The sequence below is a fragment of the Actinomadura scrupuli genome (assembly GCF_050971785.1).
GTDB classification, from domain to species: Bacteria; Actinomycetota; Actinomycetes; order Streptosporangiales; family Streptosporangiaceae; genus Actinomadura_E; species Actinomadura_E scrupuli.
In genome coordinates, this window is sequence record NZ_JBPCCU010000008.1 from 136,537 (window position 1) to 154,399 (window position 17,863).

Below are 17,863 nucleotides of genomic sequence, written 5' to 3' on the forward strand. Positions count from 1 at the left end.
GCTACGTCCCTAGGCTGTTCCAAATAATGATCTCTGTTCAGTAATATGAATCGGGTGTTCACGTGATCAAAGGCATCCAACTTCACGCTTGGGCCGGCGCGCCCGAGATGGTGCAGGTTGCCGAGCTGGCCGCACGGGAATTCGAGACGGTCTGGGTGACCGACCAGCTGCAGTCGCGCAGCGTCGCCGCGGTCCTCGGGGCGGTGGCAGCACGGACCGGCGCCGGTGTCGGCACGGCCGTGACGTTCCCGTTCGGCCGCAACCCGCTCGAGCAGGCCTCGACGATGGCCACGCTCGCCGAGTTCATGCCCCCTGGCAGGCAGGTGAGCATGGGCATCGGCACCGGAGGTGGTCTGGTGAGCGCTCTCATGCCCCGGGAGAATCCGGTGGAGAGCGTCACTGAGCTCATCCGGCTCTGCCGCGCTCTGTGGCGGGGCGAGTACGTCCGGCTGGGCGACTATCCGGTGACGTGCGCCCGGCTGCGGATGCGCCCGGACGGCAAGGTCGGCTTTCCCTGGGTCGACAACGCCGAAGTCAGGGTGGTCGTCGCCGGGACCGGGCCCAAGATCCTGGAGATGGCCGGCGAGTGGGCCGACGGTGTGATCTGCGCGAGCAACTTCCCGGCGCACAGCCTGGCGGCGTTCCGCAGCGGGCAGTTCGACGCGGTCAGCAACCTCGACAGCCTGGACAGGGGGCGCACGCGCAGCGACCGAGCCGAGTTCGCCCGGATCTACGGCGTGAACCTCTCCGTCTCGGCCGACCGGGACGCCGCCAACGCCGCGGCCAGGCGCCAGGCGACCCTGATCGTCAGCCAGCAGCCGCACGAGAACCTGCAGCGGGTCGGATTCGAGCAGGCCGACTACGCGGCGACCCGCGCCGCGGTCCAGGAGGGGGCGGGCGTCGACCGGGCCGCCGAGTTGCTGCCCCAGGCGATCGCCGACCAGCTCGTGGTGTCCGGAACTCCCGACGACTGCGTCTCGGCGCTCGGCGAGCTGCTCGACCACGCCCGCGGCGCCGGCTTCACCGAGGCCTACATCGGGGCGCCGGTCGGCCCGAACCCTCGTGAGGCCGTCGAGCTCCTGACCGGTCGCGTCCTCCGGGGGCTCGCATGAGCGGCTCCGGGACGATGACGCACGCGGACCTCTGCCTTCTCGACCGGGACGGGCCGATCGCCACGGTCACCCTGAACCGCCCGGCGGCGAAGAACGCGCTGAACATCGACCTGCTGAACGCGCTGATCGGCCGCCTCGAGGAGTGCGTCGCCGCCGGCGTCACGGTCCTGGTCCTGCGTGCCGAGGGCACCGCGTTCTGTGCCGGTGCGGACCTGCGCTCCGATGACGGCACCTCGATCGGGAAGCCCACTCTGCGCCGTGACCTCATCGAGAACGCGATCAGCCTGGTGAGCTCGTTCCCGGTGGCGATCTCAGTCGTCCACGGACCCGCCGTGGGCGGTGGCTGGGGGCTGGCGTTCGCCGCGGACGTCGTCCTCGCGGCCGAGGACGCGCTGTTCAAGTTCCCCGAGCTCGCGCTCGGCTTCCTTCCGCCGGAACCGATCGTCCGGCGGTTCCACGAGGTCGCCGGCCCGGTCAGGTCGCTGCGCCTCCTCGGGTCGGGTGAGTCCTTCCGAGCAGGCGACCGGGCGCTGGCCGGCCTGGTCGAGGCGATGGCGCCGGACCTCCTGGGCGAGCGGGCCCAGGGCCTGGCCGACCTTTTCGCACGCTCCGCTCCCGGACTGCTCCGGGTGCTCAAGCAGAGCGCCGGCTCCGTTCACGTTCAAGAAAGGCACGCGCATGAGTAGTACCCCGACACTCGAGTCCGAGGACCAGATCGAGCTGCGCAAGACGGCGCGGTCACTGTTCGCCAAGCACGCGTCCGAGCGAGACGTCCGTATCTGGGACGAGGAGGGCTCCTACCCGGTCGACCTGTACCGCGAGATCGCGGCGCTCGGCTGGTACGACATCGTCGCCGACGGCCCTGTCGAAGGCCAGGCGGGGCTCCTGGCCGCGCTGTGCGAGGAGATCGGCCGAGGAAGCTCGGACCTCGTTGCGCTGTTCAACCTCAACCTCAGTGGCATCCGGGACCTCCAGCGCTGGGGGACGCCCGAACAGCAGGCGAAGTACGGGGAGCCGGTGCTACGAGGCGAAGGCCGGTTCTCGATCGCCGTGAGCGAGCCCGACGTGGGGTCCGACGCGGCGAGCGTGTCGACTCAGGCCGAACCCGCGGAAGGCGGGTGGGTCCTCAACGGCCAGAAGACCTACTGCGAAGCCGCGGGTCTGCCCGGCACGGTCATGGAGCTGGTCGCCAAGGTCGGCGACGGCGGGCGCAAGCGTGATCATCTGGCGGTCTTCCTCGTGCCCGCGGACACTCCCGGCATCGAGATCCGGCGGATGCCGGCTCTCGGCCGCAACATCAGCGGCATCTACGAAGTGTTCCTGCGTGACGTGGTGCTGCCCGAGGACGCGCTGCTCGGCGAGGTCGGGCAGGGGTGGCGGATCCTGAAGGAGCGACTCGTTCTCGAACGGATCATGATCAGCTCCGGGTTCGTCGGCAGCTCGTCGGCCGTCATCGACATGACCGTGACCTACGCCAACGAACGCGAACAGTTCGGCAAGCCGATCTCGTCGTACCAGGGCGTGTCACTGCCGCTGGCGGAGATGCACGTCCGTCTGGACGCGGCGCGCTGTGCCGTACGCCGGTCCGCCGAGCTGTTCGACAGAGGCGTGCCGTGCGAGGTCGAGAGCACGATGGCCAAGTTCCTCTGCGGACAGATCTACGCGGAGTCCTCGGCTCTTGCGATGCAGATCCAGGGTGCCTACGGCTACGTCCGGGATCACACGCTCCCGATGCACCACTCCGACGGCATCATCGCACGTGTGGTCGCGGGTCCGCCGTCGGTGCAGCTCGACTACGTGGCGCGTTCCATGGGACTTCGCGTCGGGGCGTGAGCGCGGCCGGCGGGAGTACGCCCCACCGGTATCCGTCCGCCAACGCTCACACGCGGACGGAGACCACCTCATCGGACACGGCGGCGGCATCGACCAGCGCCTGTCCTGGTCGGCGGGCGGCGAGCAGGGGAAGGGCCGCCCGCAACCGCTCGGCGTGCGACTCGCTCTCCACCTCCCACTCCAGCTGGATCGATTCGAACATCGCTCCGTCATCGGCACCCATGACGCGATCGACGTTCAGGGAGGCAGACACCCGGAGCGTCGCCGACTCCGCCACCGCACCCTCGCCGACAAGCCGGAGGACGACCAGCGACGCGGACGCAAGTCCGGCCAGCAAGTGCTCGACGGGATTCGCGCCGGTGTCGTGCCCGCCGTACCGGGCGGCTTCGTCGACCGTCAGCCCGTGTCCGCGCGCGGCGACGTGGACGCCCCGGCTCACGGGCCGAGCTTCGACGACCAGGTGCTCCCGCCGGGCCGCGTTCATCGGATCCCCGCGTAGAAGTCAGCGGCAACGGGCTCTGCCGGATTCAGCTCTTCGGTGAGCCAGGCGAGCGCCTTCGCCCCGGCGGCCCGGACGTCCGGGAGATCAGGGCCGTACTGAGGTGCGAGGTAGTCACCCAGGAACCGCAGCGCATCGTCCCCGTCGCTCCGGTGGAGAAAAGATGCCACCGCCTCCAAGGCCAGCGGATCTCTGGACCTCACCTTCAGCATCGCCGCCTGCTGTGCGGCGACGACCGCTTGCACAGAGGGATCGTCGACAGAGGTCATGTCCAGGTCGACGGCGACGCCGGCAGTCGGAAACCTGAGGGTGTCACCGAAAAACAACGATGCAGTCAGTCCAAGCCGGGAGAGGGTGCTCGGCGCGAAGTTGGAGCCCAGCACCGCGGCGTCGACCGCTCCGGATCTCAGTGCCTCCAGCCGGTCGAGGTCGCCCTCGTCGCCCGGTGGGAAGTGCAGAACTGAAGGCGCGGTGCCCCCGGAGCCATGACCGGTCAGCAGCCGCGTGGTGAACGCCAAGACGATCGACCCTTCGGGATGCCCGGCCACGACGGTCGGGCCGGTCAGGGCCGGATGCGCTTCCCGCCGCCAGATCCAGAACAGCGGGTGAACCGTATGGACCAGCGCCACCCTCCACCGTCGTCGCCCTTGAATCGACTCGACCAGCGATCCGCCGAGCCCTGCCGAGAGCGGCGCTTCCGGGTGGTCCGACGCCGGAACCGCCCTGACCTCCACACCGAGCAGGTCGTAGTAGCCCGCGCGCCGGGCGACCTCGTGGCACAGCAGCTCATGCACGTTGCGATCGCGGTACCCGAGGAGAATCAAGGCCACTCCCGTCTGAGCCACCGCGAAGCGGTGGCGATGCCGACATGGAGTTCATGATAGCGAACTTAATCCACTATTATGAACTCTGTACTGCTGCGCACCGGGTTCCGGTGGGTGATTCGAAATGTGCACCCCACCCCTGGGCGGCGCTGAACGCGCTGCGCCGGCCGACGAAGGAGATCGCGTGAACCTGCTGGACCAAAGAGTCGCCGTCGTCACGGGAGCGGCCCGCGGGCTCGGCCGTGCGATCGCCCAGCGGATGGTGGCGGAGGGAGCGCGGGTGGTTCTGGCCGACACGGACTTGGCGGCCGCCCAAGACACCGCCGACGAACTCGGCGAGGCGACGGTCGCCGTGCGGTGTGACGTGACCGTCGAATCGGAAGTCGCGGGACTCGTCCCCGCCGCCCTCACGGCGTTCGGGCGGCTCGACGTCATGGTCAACAACGCCGGTGTCCTGCGCGACGCGACCATGCGGAAGATGGCGCTGGACGAGTTCCGCCTCGTCATCGAGACGCATCTCCAGGGAACCTGGCTGGGCACGCGTGCGGCGGCTGCGCACATGCGCGAGCACGGCGGGGGCTCCATCGTGAACATGTCGTCCATCTCCGGGAAGGTGGGGAACGCCGGGCAGACGAACTACAGCGCGGCGAAGGCCGGGATCGTCGGCCTGACCAAGGCCGCGGCCAAGGAGGTCGCGCACGTGGGTGTGCGGGTCAACGCCATTCAGCCCGGCCTCATCAGGACCCCGATGACGGAGGCCATGCGCGAGGAGATCTGGCAGCAGAAGCTCACCGAGATCCCGTTGGGCCGATTCGGCGAGCCGGCCGAGGTGGCGGCCGTGGCCTGCTTCCTGGCCTCCGACATGTCGAGTTATGTCACCGGCACCGTGCTCGAGGTCACCGGCGGGCGGCACATGTGAAGAAGCGACCACCGGCGAGGGACTGTCCGCTCTTGCAGTAGAGACCGGTCGGTATCGGCCGCCGGTCACGACGGCGCGCCGGCCGGTGAGTGCCCGACGCTCAGGCCAGGGCGGCGGTGATGCGCGCGGTCTGCGTGTCCTGGAACCGGCTGACCTTCCAGACCACGAGTGCCAGCAGCAGCGCGGGGAGCAGCCCGAGGAAGGACAGGAACAAGGTGACGGACGCGGTGTCGCGCAGCGAGACCAGATCGCCGCCCGTGCCGATGTCCTTGTAGGCGAAGGTTCCCAGGAAGCAGTAGAGCATCCAGGTGAGCCACCACGCCGAGACCAGCAGGTGCTTACCGCTGCCCGGCCGGTCTTGCTGAGCGGGCTTGCTGGCCGTCCAGATGTCGTCCACGACCTGCTTGGGTACCCAGAAGGCCACGATGGGCACGAACCAGCCGAGGACGAGCCACGATTTCCTCCACCGCTGGCCGTCGTCCCGGATCACCAGCGCGTTGGCGCGTACCCGGAACAGCCAGCTGATGAGCGCGGTGGCGACCAGTGCGGTGGCGCAGTACTCCCAGATCGTCAGTGCCAGGGTGAGGTTGTCGTAGGAGCGGACGTCCGCGCGATCGGCATCGGCGGAGGCGATGACGTCAAGCTGGAGCTGCGCCGTGATCGCCTCGGCGATCAGCACCACGCACCAGACGGCCAGGGCGGCCCAGACGGCCAGTTTGAGAGCAGAGGTCGGCCGCATCGGCCCGTCCCCGGCACCCAGGTCGGGACCATCGGGAAACTGGCCCTGGACCTGCCAGGGGTTGGGCGAGGTCACGTCTTCCTCCAGGGCATCGTCGACCCCGGCATGAGACGGGATCTTGCAGCGGACCCCCGGATCCTAGACCCAAAGCGGCACGAAGATCGTGAACACGCCCACGCCCACCGAAGCCGACGGCGGCTGGGCCGGGCCATGCACACCTGCGCGGACCTCGGCCGTGGGTTTCAGGGTTTGCGGGCCAGCCCGCAGGTCGAGTCGACCTGAGCCGGCTCGCCGAAGGGGTTGCTCTCCCACCGCCATTGTGAGGTGGTCACCACGCCGGGCTCGAGAACGTCCAGGCCGTCGAAGAAGCCGGCGATCTGGTCGGGGTTGCGGGCCACATACGGCATGGAGCCCTGCTCCACCGCGATCCGGATCGCCTCCTCGCGGCCCGCTCGATCCAGCTCCCCGGTGCCGTCGTTGAGCGCCAGGAAGCTGCCCGGCGGCAGCGCGCCGACCAGACGGCGCACGATCACCGTCGCCTCATCGTCGTCGATCACATTCCCCAGGATCCCGAACATGATCAGCCCGATGGGCTCGGTGAAGTCCAGGATCCCGGCGGCCTTTTCCAGGATACGGTCGGGGTCGCGGACGTCGCAGTCGATGTAGCCGCAGGCACCCTCCGGAGTGGAGGTGAGCAGGGCCGCGGCGTGGACCAGCACCAGCGGGTCGTTGTCGACGTAGACGATCTTGCTTGTGGGTGCGACTCGCTGGGCCACCTCGTGGGTGTTGCCGACGGTCGGTAGCCCGGTCCCGATGTCGAGGAACTGCCGGATCCCCTCCTCGGCGGCCAGATAACGGATCATGCGGCCCAGGCATGCGCGGGACTGGCGGGCGACCTCACGGATTGCGGGAAAGGTCTCCAAGATCTCGTCACCGACCCGCTTGTCGATCGGGTAGTAGTCCTTTCCGCCGAGCCAGTAGTTCCACATGCGGGCCGAATGTGGCCGACTTGTATCGATCTTGGATGATGGTGATGATCTGTCCGTCACTGGGCTCTTCTCTCGAATGTCTCGTGCATGCCGAGTCACAACCTAAACCCCGCGCAGATCTTCGCGCCCCGTCTTTACCGGTACGACCCAACCGTCCGTAACAACCGCGCACACTCCTTATTCAGAGCTCCGCAGAACCCCTCGGCTGCCACCACAGGACCGCCACGAAGCACCTCACCGCCGTCGGCGGTGACCTGGAACCGCAGCCCCGCCATGCGCTGAATACAACTCGGTCTCCGCGCCGGTAATGACAACCGGTTTGCGCCGGTAGGGCCGCTTGCCCAATGCTCGGGTCGGTGACGGCCAAGGACGAGTACGAGCGGCTAGAAGAGCGGCTCGACCTGCTGGAGAAGCGGATCTACCAGGGCCTGCGAGGCGGACGGCCGGTCCGCGAGGCAGCGGTCGAGCTCGCCTGCCTGCTGCTCGATTGGCGGCCGGACCCGGAGGTCCGTGAGCTCGTCGAGCGGTCGCCCGGGGAGCTGACCGACGAGCGGGTGGCCGAGCTCGCCGACCGGCTGATCGCCGACTTCGAACCGGGGTTCGACCTGGCCCCTGAGCGGTGGGAGACGCTCGTCCAGGCGCTGCGCACGGTCGAGCGCGACCTGCGCGCCACCGGGCCGGAGCGGACCGCCGACATCCGGCTGGTCCGACCAGAATGGGCGCGGGAGTGGGGCATGGCCTACGTGAGCCACGACGGCAGGACTCACGGCTCCGGGATCCCCTCCTTCGAGGGCACCGACCCGGAGATCGCGCTCCAGGCCGTCGCCGACGCCCTGCAAGAGGTGGTCATGGAGTTCACCTGGACCGTCTGGCCGCTCTGCCCGGTCCATCACACCGGCCTGCACCCAAGCCGTGACACCAGCGGGCGTGCGGTCTGGCACTGCCGGCCGTGCGACGGACCCGTCGCCGCCATCGGGGAACTGTAGAGGCCTGCGCCGATCTGGCATCCCCGTCAGTGGGACAGCTTGAGGCCGATGACCCCAGCGAGCACGAGCACCAACGACAGCACGCGCATCATGCTCGCCGACTCGCCGAAGAAGAGCACGCCGGCGATCGCCGCACCCGCGATGCCGATCCCCACCCAGACCGCGTAGCCGGTACCGATCGGAATCGTCCGCAGCGCGTAGCCGAGGCCGACCATGCTGAGCACCAGGCCGACGGCAAAGACCGCAGACGGCAACGGGCGGGTGAAACCGGCGGACTTGCCGAGCGCGACGGCCCAGACCGCCTCCAGCACACCCGAGATGACCAGAACCAACCACGGCATGACGACCGAGCCTTTCGACACGGTCGTCTTTGCAGGCCGGGTACGACACGCCCTCGTCCGGGCTGCCGCTTGTGCGGCATCTCTTCCAGGGTAGCCACGCCGCCGGCCGGAAGAGCGCCACGAGAAGTGACCGCGCCGGGTGCATGGTCATCACCGCTGGCCCCCAGTGGTCTGGCGGGCGCGGAGAGCCCTGAGCTTGTGGCGGTTGCCGCAGCGCTCCATCGTGCACCAGCGCCGGGTGCCGGGGCGGGAGGAGTCGACGAACACCAGCGGGCAGTTGTCGCTCGCGCACTCGCGGATGCGCTCGGAGAGCGGGCCGGACAGCAGTTCGATCATCTCCCGCGCCAGCGTCGACAGCGCCTGCGTCGTCCGCACCGGCGTCCTCCACCTCGCGGTCGTGCCGTCGGCGGCCAGTTCGGGCGTCAGCGCCGCCGCGGCCGCGGCCCGGTTGATGGTCGCGACCGCCTCGGCGGGGAGGGGGCGCTGTGCCGCTCGGGCGTGCGCCGCGTCCCAGATCGCCTGGCGGAGCGCCTTGGCCGCGGTCAGCTCGCGGGCCGTCACGGGGACCGTCATGGCCGCGGCCAGCGGCGGCTGGGCCAGCCAGTCGCCCAGGTCGGCACCCTCGTGGAGAGTCTCGAACTTCGCGTACGGGCCCTCGCCACCGGTGTGGGCGAAGTCCAGGCAGACGGCGCCGGCGTCGAACCAGAACGACCCTCCCTTGGGGTCGTGCAGCATCCGCCCGGTTGTGTTCGCTTGCACGACACCACTATAACTGGTGTCAGACACGACACCGGTAAGACCGGTGTCATCCTCGAAGGAGGCAACACATGGGCGTACGGCACATCAACCCCGAAGGGCTTCACCGCAGCCCGGCCTTCAGCCAGGCCGTCGTGGTCGAACAGCCGAACAAGACGATCTACATCGGCGGCCAGAACGGCGTCGACTCCGACGGTAAGGTCGTCGGCCCCACGCTCGGCGAGCAGGCCAGGCAGGCGTTCCGCAACCTCGCCGCCATCCTGGAGAGCGAGGGGGCAAGCCTGGCGAACATCGTGCACTGGCGCCTCGCCGCGGTGGACGGCACCTCGATCGACGAGGGTGTGGCCGCCTTCCAGGAGGTCTGGAACCGGTCCGACCCACCGCCGGCCATCACGGTGCACTTCGTCGCCGGTCTGGCGCCCGGGGTCCTCATCGAGATCGACGCCGTCGCCGTCGTGTAACACCCCTTGGGGCGGGACCATCCACCGGTCGTCGGGTTGAACCGTTCGATGCCGAGCGCGGCTCAACGGCGACGACCCGGTGGAGGTCACGCTCAGCAGTGCCGAGCTGCTCGGGCCGCTGACCGGCGTCGGCTTCAGCTCGGCGCACGACGTCCGGACGGACGATGGCCTGTACCGCTTCATCCACGCCGGATCCGCCCGCGGTGACGCACTCGTGCTCGGCCACCAGAACTTCGCAGGGCGCGACGGGCAGACCGCGTGGGACTCCTGGATGGCCGAGGGCTTCAGCTGACCTGCCGAGTCCCGTTCACCTCAGCACCCCCGGCGCCAGGTCATCGAGCGGGGGGTTTCATCCGCAGTAGGCCACCCGGTGAACGCGGTCGTGGGCGGAGGCGTCCTAAAAGGGACCAATGGGCACGTGGCGGTAAGAACACCCAGTACGCAGAGGTGGCCTTCACGACCTCGGCGGGGGGCATGTCCGGGTCTCCATCACCCAGGGTGACTGGGAACGGATGCCGGAGGTCGGCGCCCAGGTTCGCGTCAGGTACGTACCCTCGCGGCCGTCCGGTGCGGTCGATGCGCGGCAGGGAGCCGCTGTCAGGAGCCTGATGCCGAGCTTGACCTGGACAATGGTTCTGATCTTTGGGATCTGGGCGTATCGAAGCCGGCGACGGCCAGGATCCGCCGGTGGCGGCTGACCCAGGGGCCGGGGATGGTGGCCGCGCTCGGCAGCCCGGCGGCGCGCGCCCATCCCGCCCGCCTGGGTACCAGGCGAAGCCCGGATGGTCACTGCGCCTCGGGGCGATGCCGTCGGAGCGTCGTGGTCAGATCGGGTAGCGGTTGTTCCCGGCCCAGAAGTTCGCGTGGTTCCCGGCGTGGTTGGTCCAGCCGTCGACGTGGACGTTCGCGTCGTACCCCGGCACGTGGTCGAAGGCGAAGTCGGGAGACGAGACCGAGAAGTTCGCATAGCCAGGGATGTAGGTATTCCCGTCGCCGAACTTCAGGGTCTTGTTGCGCTGCCTCTTGACGTGCAGATGGGAGACGACGTAGACGGTCCAGCCGCTCAGCTGGACCCGGAAGACGAGCGCGAACGTGCAGTCCCACTTCTGGTTGGTGGGATGGGCGTCCCATACCTGGATGAACGTCGGTGCCTGCTCTGTTTCCTTGAGCTTGTTGATGACGTCCTGGCCCGAGAAAAGCGGAACTTCGCCGCCTGGACGCCGACATTTAGCTACATTCCATATGGGATCGGGAGTGGCCACGGTGCACCTCCGGGGGCTGGGTGGGATGCTCTCAACGTACGGTCGGATGATTGGCGCGTGAATGTCGATGACCGCAGCCGGTCTCGGCGCTCGACCATTCGCAATTCCCCGGATAGCGTCATTGGTCGATTCTGCGGGTGCCGGTGATCCGTCCGTGCAGATCGCACTTCCCTGGGATTTCCGCCTCCGCGGCCGGCCGATCAGCCGCGCCGATGCGCTCGGGCCGGGCGCCGGTCGGCCGGGTGCGACGCCCGCCCGCTCCATCCGCTGCCCCGCCGACCACCGGTCCCGGCCCTCGGGGACGAGCGGAAGACGTCGGCTGCCGGCTGGTCATCGGAGCTGGTCGAGGATCGGCGACGCCACCTATCGCGAAGACCACCGGGCGACCCGGAACCGATTTGCCGGAAATCGAGTCCCAGTGCTGATCGGGCAACCGTTACGATCTTCCGGACATCGACGTATCTGGGGAGAGTGTGACCGTGCAACCCCCGCAGCCGCCGTACGGCGGCCAGCCGCCCGCCTACGGGCCTCCGCCAGGACCGCCGATGCCGCCTGGCCCCCCCGGATGGGGCCCGCCCGGCCCGCAGCGGCCGAACAACAACGCGGCGGTCATCATCATTCTCGCCATCGTCGCGGTCTTCGCCCTGGTGATCGGCGGCGGTGGCTTCCTGTGGTGGCTGTTCGACGCCGGTGACCCGGGACGCAGGCCCGCGGCGCGTACGCTGCAGGACGTCCCGACGCCGCCCACCTACAGCCCGCTGCCGCTGCCCACCCTCACGCCGTACGCGCCACCCACCACGTACGCACCGCCGCCGCAGCACTACGGAGCCATTGCCGTGGCGCGAGATGGCAGCGTCGGCAAAGCCTGGGACTACAGCACCAGGGCCGCCGCCGAACGGCGAGCATTGAACGAGTGCCCCCGCTCCAACTGCAAGGTCCTCACGGTTTTCGTCAACGGCTGCGGCGCCGTCGCATACAACTCCAAGACCAACAGGTACTGGGGCGGCCATGGCGACACACGGACCGCAGCCCAGCGCAACGCCATCTCCAACGCGGGCGGCGGCCGCTGGATCACCTGGGTGTGCACCACACGGTAGGCAGTCGAGAGCCCGCCATCCGCCGGCGTCCTGAGCCGTTGATTCTTCGCGCACGCCGCCCGGGCAGCCCGGATCTGATCCGTTCTCGTCGCGTCACGGCCGCCGTGCCCGGGGCGGTGCCCCTGGCAGGCAGGGCGCCCGCGTCGGCTGCCGAGCGCCGGTGAAGCGCCGCCAGAAGTTATCGACGTGGCCCGCCGGGCTACGAGACTGGACGACCTTTTACGCGTTGTCAGCTGGGGCGGGCCGGTGTTGAGGAACCAGCGGATTTAGACCTTCCTGGCCATGAAGTGGACCGCAGTTTGGAAGGGTGTTGTTCTCGCATTCTGTGGGCGGGGCTACCACCAGACATATGGTCCTTCTGAATGATCTCTTCAAGTATCTGAAACGTTCTTTGTCGCATCTAGGTGACATTATTCGTTCGTTCTTGATAATCGAGGCATTCCAAATATGTAGTTTTCGGAGAAAAGTAGCCCCGCTATTGACGTGATAATTGTCGCTATTTAGCGTCGTGATGACCTGATACGTGACAAGGGAGTAGCCGATGAAACACGTCAGAAGCATCGCTCTCGTAAGTGCGGGTGCGGCCGTGACACTCGCGCTGGTCTCGCCGTCGGCGTCGGCGGCGACGACGACCGTGCACGCCGGTGACGCGGCCGGGGTGGCTTACGCCGGCAATGTCCGGGCGACGCTGACCTCGCCTCTGGTCAGCACGACGGCGCTCGGTAGTGCCACCTGTGACACCGGTACGGTCGATGCCACGGTGCAGTCGGACGGGTCCGCTCTCGATGTCTCGGTCTGGGACTTCCACAACGGTTCCACGACGACCTGTCCCAGCAGCGTGGGCGGCGAGGCCAATGTCGGTGCGGTGGGGCTGCCGTGGAACGGCGGCAGCATCGCCTACGCGCCCGCCGCAGGTGGGCGCGACGGCACCTTCACCGTCAACAACTTCAAGGGCAACGGCGGGGCCACCGGCTGGTTCGGCACGATCAACTGCACCTACCGGGGTACCGGGCCCGGCAACAGCATCACCCTGGACTTCTACAACCCCGACAACCCCAACCGGCCCGAAACCGCCCTGGCCCAGGCCCAGCTGAAAGCCAACAACGTCAGGCTGACCAAGGACAGCGGCAGCTTCCTGTGTCCCGGCACCGTCACCTACAACGGCAACTTCCAGGTCGTCGGCGAGACGACCGCCGGTTCCGGCAGCTACGACCAGACCCTCTACCTCACGTCCTGACCGCCGGTCTCCCGCTCGCACCGGCCGGGTCGCCGCTCCGCTCTCCGAAGCGGCGACCCGGCTCCGCCTCAGCTGCCGTGGCAAGTGTCGGTGACGGTGAGGTGCCTCCACCTTCCGCGGCCTGGTCGTTGCGACGATGCGGAGCCCATGGACCTTCACCTACTGCGACAACACCTGCGACTTCTGCCGCAAGGGACTGCAGTCCTCCTGCCGCCACGACGGCCGCTACGGTCTGGACGGCGTCGACGGCGGCCAGGGCCAGGCCGTCCGCGTCCCCCTGGCGGAGGGGACCCTGGTCAAGCTCCCCGTGGCCGAGGACTCCCCGCTGCTTCCGTCCCTGCTGACGCTGTCGGACGTGCTGGGCACCGGCCACCACGGCGCCGTTACCGCCGGAGTGGCCCGCGGCGACCGCGTCCTGGTCATCGGCGACGGCGCGGTCGGCCTGTGCGCCGTGATCGCCGCGGACCGGCTGGGCGCCGAACAGGTCATCCTCATGGGACGGCACACCGACCGCACCGACCTGGGCCGTGCCTTCGGCGCCACCGACGTCGTCGCCGAACGCGGCATGAGCGGGCTGGGAACCACCGCCCGCGACTACGCCGCCTCCTGCCCAGGCGCCGCCATCGGTCCAGGGCTCGCCGTCCGCGCGAGGAGGTCACCGACGCCGACGCCGACGTCCGGGCATGGCTGCGGCGCCTCGGCCTTCGCGTCTGACCGCCCCGGGCCGTACGTTCGCACGCGTACCCCAGACGGCAGAGCGGCCATTGGCCGGCAGCCGGCCCGGCGTGCTCGCCCGATGGCACCTCACGTCGGGCAGGGGTGGTTCTCGCTGCTCGCCTAATCGCCGCGGGCGCGGCGTGCGGGCCAGGTGTCGCCGGTGTGGTACCTCTCGAGCAGGTAGGTGATTCCGTCAAGGCGGCCGACTTGTTCGGGTTTAGACCGGTGCTCGCTGTGGCGAGGTCGGTCGCGAAGCAGGTCGGGTTGTACACCTCGCTCTTCATGAAGTCATTGCCGCCCGCAGTGGGGATGTTCACGGTTCCACCGGGGAGTGTCGGGGATCCGATGGCGTTTTTCGCCTTGAAGAAGGGGTCGTCTATGAGCCATTGCTCGTACCAGCTGGAGCCGGAGATGCCGAAGGTGAAGCTCGTCCAGTAGCGGTGGAGCCAGCCGGGGCCGAAGTCGGTCCATTGTTCGCCGGCCAGGCTGGTCTGGAGGCGAGCGAGGTGGCTGCGTACGGTCGGGGTGTGGAGCACGGCACAGTCGAGTTCGCTGTCGCATTCGAACGACCGCCGGTTCATGTTGGCGGATCCGCAGACGAGCAGTGCGTCGTCGTAGGTCTGGACCTTGTCGTGTACGTAGATGCCGACGCTGGCTTTGGTGTCCCACATGTTGCGCACCAGCACCCGGGCGCGGCCGTCTGGTCCGAGCGCTTCCCACAGAACCTGTAGTGCGTCCATGCGCAGGCCCAGTTCCGTCTCCGGTGTGGTGGTTCCGTAGGGCGGCAGGACGATGAGGAGCCGCAGCGTGGGATGGGTGTTGAGCTGGTTGGCGACCAGTTTCGCCAGCGGACTGCTCCAGAAGTACTGATCCCAGATCGTGATGAGGTGACGTGCCTGGGTGATGGCCTTGGCCACTCCGGCCAGGACGGTGAATTCACCTCGGGCGAACGGCTCGACGGTGCGCCCGGGATACATCGGGATGGTCCGCCACATCTGCACGATCGCCTCGCCCGCGGGCGGTACCGGCCGGCTGCTCGGTAGCGGCACCACCGCGTTGTCCGCTTGGCCGGAGACACCTTGGATCGCTTGGGCGCTGGTCAGGTTCACCTGGTTCACGATGCCGATGGTGCTGTCGCGGTTGAACAGGAAGGCCCTGGTGCCGGTATCGATGACCCACCGTTCGGCGAACTGGTCCTCCAGTGAGGCGACCACGGGTCCTTCCAGCTTCAGGTGCTGGTCGTGCCAGTGACGGTTGCCTTTGCCGTAGGCGTTCTCGGGCAGGTCCTCGGGGAAGGGCTGCTGGTTGTAGGTGTCGGCGGGCTTGTAGGGGTAGGGCGGGTAGCCGCCGGTCGGTGGGGGGTCCTGGCGCGGCCAGCCGCCGGCCGAGGGCGGTGAGCCGAGCCCGGACTGCCAGTCGCCGCTGCCCGAGCGGCCGTAGCCTCCGTAGTCACGCCGGGTGAAGGCGAGATCCACGCCTCCGCAGAATCCGACGTTCACCGTCCCGACCCGCACGGCGATCATCTTCTGGTGGTGTGAGGCCACCGAGGAAGGAAACCGTCTGGTCGTGTAGGCGGTGCGCGCGTCCAGGGCGACGACTCCGAGCGGCTGTTGCAGTGACCACAGTCGCTGCAACGTTTCGTTGTGATCCTGGACGGCCGCGGCCAGATTCCAGTGTTCGTTGGCGTGGGCGCCGAACTTCTGGGCCTGAGCGGTGGTCGGTAGCCACAGCATGATCCGGACAGTGATGCCCGCGGACATCATCCGCAGGATGAGGCCGAGCGCGGTCTGGTCCTTGACGGGCTTCGTTGCCGGGTCCCACTTCTGGCCCTGCCTGGTCTCCGAAAGGTCCCGCAGGCCGTTGAGCAGCCAGTCGGCCAGATAGACGTGGCCACGCTCGCCGGCCGGGACACCGCGCCTGCCCTGGTCGGTGGCATCGATGATGGCGGCCTCGAGGGCCTCGCGGATCGCGGCGAGTGCGGCGTGGCCACCGATCATCGGCGTGACCAGGCACCCGTGGTCCCACGGCGCGGTTTTGGCGTAGGCGCGCCGTGACATCGCCGTCCCATCACCCCACGGCCTGCCGTCACCGTCGGAGGCGGCGGCATCGGGGGAGGTGAACTCCAGCAGCCAGTCGGCGGGCCGCCTGGACACCGCGAACGGCCACGTGCCGGGCGGCTGGGGGAAGTCATCCGGCAGCACCGCGACCGAGAGCAGTTTGTCGGCCGGCTTCGCGGTCAGGATGTCGGGCGATATCCGCCACGCGCCGCCTCTGAGGGCGGTTCTGGTCAGCAGTTCGTGGTCCGATGAGCCGACGGCGAGGATCGTGCCGTCCGGCAGGACCGATACCGACCTCACATTGCCGCTGCCGGGCACCGGCTCCCAGTAGTCGCTCAGACCGGCCTTCGTGCACAGGGTGTCGTCGGTGCGGACGCCGAGCAGGGTGCCGTCCGGCATGGCCGCCACAGCCTTGACACCGCCGCTGCTGGGAACCGGACTCCACGGGGCCTGGAGGGAGGACCGGGCCTTGAGCCGGTTGTCGTCCCCGACACCGACGATCGTCCCGTCGGTCAGGGTCGCCACCCCGATGACAGGACCGCTGCCGGGAATCTCCGCGCAGTCGCCGCTGGTCCTGTCGATGGTGCACAGCGTCTTGTTCAGCGTGACGCCCAGAAGCGTCCCGCCGGGGCCCGCCGCCACCGCGTCGAGCTGGACGCCCGCTTGGAGTCTGCTCGTCCGCCAGGGGGAAGTGCCGAGATCCTGGAAATTCGGCCACACATATGCCTGCCGGTCCAGTCCGACGCCGATCAGGGAGCCGTCCGCGAGCGCGGACACCGAGGTCACCATGCCGCTGTCCGGTTCGAACACCCACGTGTCGGTGATCTTCTCGCGGGTGTAGAGCTGGTTGTCCAGCCCGACGCCCACCAGTCTGCCGTTCGGCAGAGCCGTGATCGACCGGACCCCGATGGGATCCCGGGATTTGGTCACGGTATTCCACAGGTCGACATGCTCTTGTCCGGCATGCTCCGCGCGGATCCATTCGCAGAGCTGCGCGTCCTGGCCGCCGATGACGCGCGTGGTCGCGATCCCGACGAGGTGCCGGTCGGGCAGCATCGCCAGCCCGGTGACGCCGTAGCTGTTCTTCCACATGGTCGGCTTGGCGTCGAGGCCGGCCAGCCATTCGTACATCCACAGGTCACGGCCGGCGGCCATGAGATTTCCCCAGGTCGATACCGTGATCGCTTGCAGGGGATACGGGTGGCTGTTCACCTTCTCCCAGGAGTTCGCGGTATGCCCGGTGTTCTTCTGGAGATACCCGTCCGGGGTGAGACCGACGAAGGTGCCGTCCGGCATCACCGTCATCGTTGCCAGCTCGGCGGCGAGGTTCATCGGGCGCCATCCGGTCCATGAGATGGGCGCCCGGGTATAGAGCTGCGTGTCCATGCCGATGCCCAGAATGCCGCCGTCCGGCAGCACCGCCAGACCGATCAGTGAAATGTCCTCGCTGGTGGAGATGTCCTTCCAGCGCCCAGCGAGAGGCAGCCAGACCTGGAGGCGGTTCCTGTCGTTGATCCCGAGCAGCGTGCCGTCCGGCAGTACGGTCGCCGCGATCACAGGACTACTGTTGGGCACCTTCTCCCACGGGGTCGTCCGACCGGTGTTGAGGGTTCTCCGGTACAGGGTGCGATCCTCGCCGACCCCGAAGACCATGTCCGATCCCAGCGGTGCCAGATCGATCAGCCTGAGCTGTCTGTCGTCGGCTGGTTTCCAGTACGAATCGGGGCCGCTCTTGCGAAGGAAGTAGCCGCTGCTGCTCACTCCGAGGATGTCGCCGTTCGGCAGCCCGGCCACCACCTTGACTCCCGCGGGGCTGTCGGGAGTCGGCCGCCAGCCACTGGTGAGGGTGGAACGGGTGTAGGTGCCGTCGTTGTTGGCCGCGAGAAGAGTGCCGTTCGGCAGCACCGTCACCGAATTCACGGAGCCGCTGATGGGAACGGGCTTCCAGTGCGGGACGTCCTCCCGTACCCGAAGGCGACGATCAGTGGTGATACCGAAGATCATGAGTCTCTCCTCTGGGAGCCGCCCATCAGG

General features: G+C 68.5%; 17 protein-coding genes and 1 riboswitch. Of the genes, 9 read left to right on the forward strand and 8 right to left on the reverse strand.

Annotated elements, in window-relative coordinates; translation table 11 throughout:
* Window positions 1–107: 107 nt before the first annotated feature.
* From ACRYCC_RS31270 to ACRYCC_RS31280, 3 genes are read left to right on the forward strand one after another with little or no spacing between them, the layout of a single operon-like run.
* On the forward strand, window positions 108–1,112 hold the full coding sequence (locus ACRYCC_RS31270; protein WP_433817335.1) for an LLM class flavin-dependent oxidoreductase: 1,005 nt from the start codon (window positions 108–110) through the stop codon (window positions 1,110–1,112).
* On the forward strand, window positions 1,109–1,798 hold the full coding sequence (locus ACRYCC_RS31275) for an enoyl-CoA hydratase/isomerase family protein (RefSeq protein WP_433817336.1): 690 nt from the start codon (window positions 1,109–1,111) through the stop codon (window positions 1,796–1,798). The genes ACRYCC_RS31270 and ACRYCC_RS31275 overlap by 4 nt, the downstream gene beginning before the upstream one ends.
* Entirely contained in the window at window positions 1,791–2,945 is a 1,155-nt protein-coding gene (locus tag ACRYCC_RS31280; RefSeq protein WP_433817337.1) for an acyl-CoA dehydrogenase family protein, read from the forward strand. The genes ACRYCC_RS31275 and ACRYCC_RS31280 overlap by 8 nt, the downstream gene beginning before the upstream one ends.
* Window positions 2,946–2,991: 46 nt before the next feature.
* Here ACRYCC_RS31280 and ACRYCC_RS31285 read toward each other — a convergent pair whose 3' ends face one another.
* Window positions 2,992–3,429 carry an OsmC family protein gene (locus ACRYCC_RS31285; protein ID WP_433817338.1) on the reverse strand — a complete coding sequence of 146 codons (438 nt, stop codon included), beginning with the start codon at window positions 3,427–3,429 and terminating at the stop codon, window positions 2,992–2,994.
* Window positions 3,426–4,268: a hypothetical protein gene (locus ACRYCC_RS31290; protein WP_433817339.1), complete on the reverse strand. Its 843-nt coding sequence runs from the start codon at window positions 4,266–4,268 to the stop codon at window positions 3,426–3,428. The genes ACRYCC_RS31285 and ACRYCC_RS31290 overlap by 4 nt, the downstream gene beginning before the upstream one ends.
* A 184-nt stretch (window positions 4,269–4,452) precedes the next feature.
* On the opposite strand from ACRYCC_RS31290, the gene fabG reads away from it, so the two are divergent.
* Window positions 4,453–5,187, forward strand: a complete 735-nt coding sequence (gene fabG, locus ACRYCC_RS31295; RefSeq protein WP_433817340.1) for a 3-oxoacyl-ACP reductase FabG — start codon at window positions 4,453–4,455, stop codon at window positions 5,185–5,187.
* Between the two features lie 100 nt (window positions 5,188–5,287).
* On the opposite strand, the gene ACRYCC_RS31300 is transcribed toward fabG, so the two are convergent.
* Window positions 5,288–6,001 (reverse strand): DUF4328 domain-containing protein, encoded by a 714-nt coding sequence (locus tag ACRYCC_RS31300; protein ID WP_433817341.1) that lies wholly within the window; start codon window positions 5,999–6,001, stop codon window positions 5,288–5,290.
* A 167-nt stretch (window positions 6,002–6,168) separates the two neighbouring features.
* Window positions 6,169–6,975 carry an SAM-dependent methyltransferase gene (locus ACRYCC_RS31305; RefSeq protein ID WP_433817342.1) on the reverse strand — a complete coding sequence of 269 codons (807 nt, stop codon included), beginning with the start codon at window positions 6,973–6,975 and terminating at the stop codon, window positions 6,169–6,171.
* A gap of 296 nt (window positions 6,976–7,271) precedes the next feature.
* Here ACRYCC_RS31305 and ACRYCC_RS31310 point away from each other — a divergent pair, with 296 nt between their 5' ends.
* Window positions 7,272–7,901, forward strand: coding sequence for a hypothetical protein (locus ACRYCC_RS31310; RefSeq protein ID WP_433817343.1), 630 nt, complete (start codon window positions 7,272–7,274; stop codon window positions 7,899–7,901).
* A 26-nt stretch (window positions 7,902–7,927) separates the two neighbouring features.
* Here ACRYCC_RS31310 and ACRYCC_RS31315 read toward each other — a convergent pair whose 3' ends face one another.
* Together ACRYCC_RS31315 and ACRYCC_RS31320 are read right to left on the reverse strand one after the other, a co-directional pair.
* Window positions 7,928–8,242, reverse strand: a complete 315-nt coding sequence (locus tag ACRYCC_RS31315; protein ID WP_433817344.1) for a DMT family transporter — start codon at window positions 8,240–8,242, stop codon at window positions 7,928–7,930.
* Between the two features lie 17 nt (window positions 8,243–8,259).
* Window positions 8,260–8,325: riboswitch (guanidine-III (ykkC-III) riboswitch) on the reverse strand.
* 67 nt (window positions 8,326–8,392) lie between these two features.
* Window positions 8,393–9,001 (reverse strand): CGNR zinc finger domain-containing protein, encoded by a 609-nt coding sequence (locus ACRYCC_RS31320; RefSeq protein ID WP_433817345.1) that lies wholly within the window; start codon window positions 8,999–9,001, stop codon window positions 8,393–8,395.
* A gap of 68 nt (window positions 9,002–9,069) precedes the next feature.
* Here ACRYCC_RS31320 and ACRYCC_RS31325 point away from each other — a divergent pair, with 68 nt between their 5' ends.
* Window positions 9,070–9,459 carry a RidA family protein gene (locus ACRYCC_RS31325; protein ID WP_433817346.1) on the forward strand — a complete coding sequence of 130 codons (390 nt, stop codon included), beginning with the start codon at window positions 9,070–9,072 and terminating at the stop codon, window positions 9,457–9,459.
* A 79-nt stretch (window positions 9,460–9,538) separates the two neighbouring features.
* Window positions 9,539–9,751, forward strand: a complete 213-nt coding sequence (locus tag ACRYCC_RS31330) for a hypothetical protein (RefSeq protein WP_433817347.1) — start codon at window positions 9,539–9,541, stop codon at window positions 9,749–9,751.
* A gap of 532 nt (window positions 9,752–10,283) precedes the next feature.
* Here ACRYCC_RS31330 and ACRYCC_RS31335 read toward each other — a convergent pair.
* Entirely contained in the window at window positions 10,284–10,721 is a 438-nt protein-coding gene (locus ACRYCC_RS31335; protein WP_433817348.1) for a hypothetical protein, read from the reverse strand.
* Between the two features lie 545 nt (window positions 10,722–11,266).
* Between ACRYCC_RS31335 and ACRYCC_RS31340 the strand changes: the two genes are divergently transcribed.
* Window positions 11,267–11,818, forward strand: a complete 552-nt coding sequence (locus ACRYCC_RS31340) for a DUF4189 domain-containing protein (protein ID WP_433817349.1) — start codon at window positions 11,267–11,269, stop codon at window positions 11,816–11,818.
* A 541-nt stretch (window positions 11,819–12,359) separates the two neighbouring features.
* Window positions 12,360–13,055 (forward strand): hypothetical protein, encoded by a 696-nt coding sequence (locus tag ACRYCC_RS31345; protein ID WP_433817350.1) that lies wholly within the window; start codon window positions 12,360–12,362, stop codon window positions 13,053–13,055.
* Window positions 13,056–13,546: 491 nt separating this feature from the next.
* On the opposite strand, the gene ACRYCC_RS31350 is transcribed toward ACRYCC_RS31345, so the two are convergent.
* Window positions 13,547–17,833, reverse strand: a complete 4,287-nt coding sequence (locus tag ACRYCC_RS31350) for a hypothetical protein (protein WP_433817351.1) — start codon at window positions 17,831–17,833, stop codon at window positions 13,547–13,549.
* Window positions 17,834–17,863: the final 30 nt, after the last annotated feature.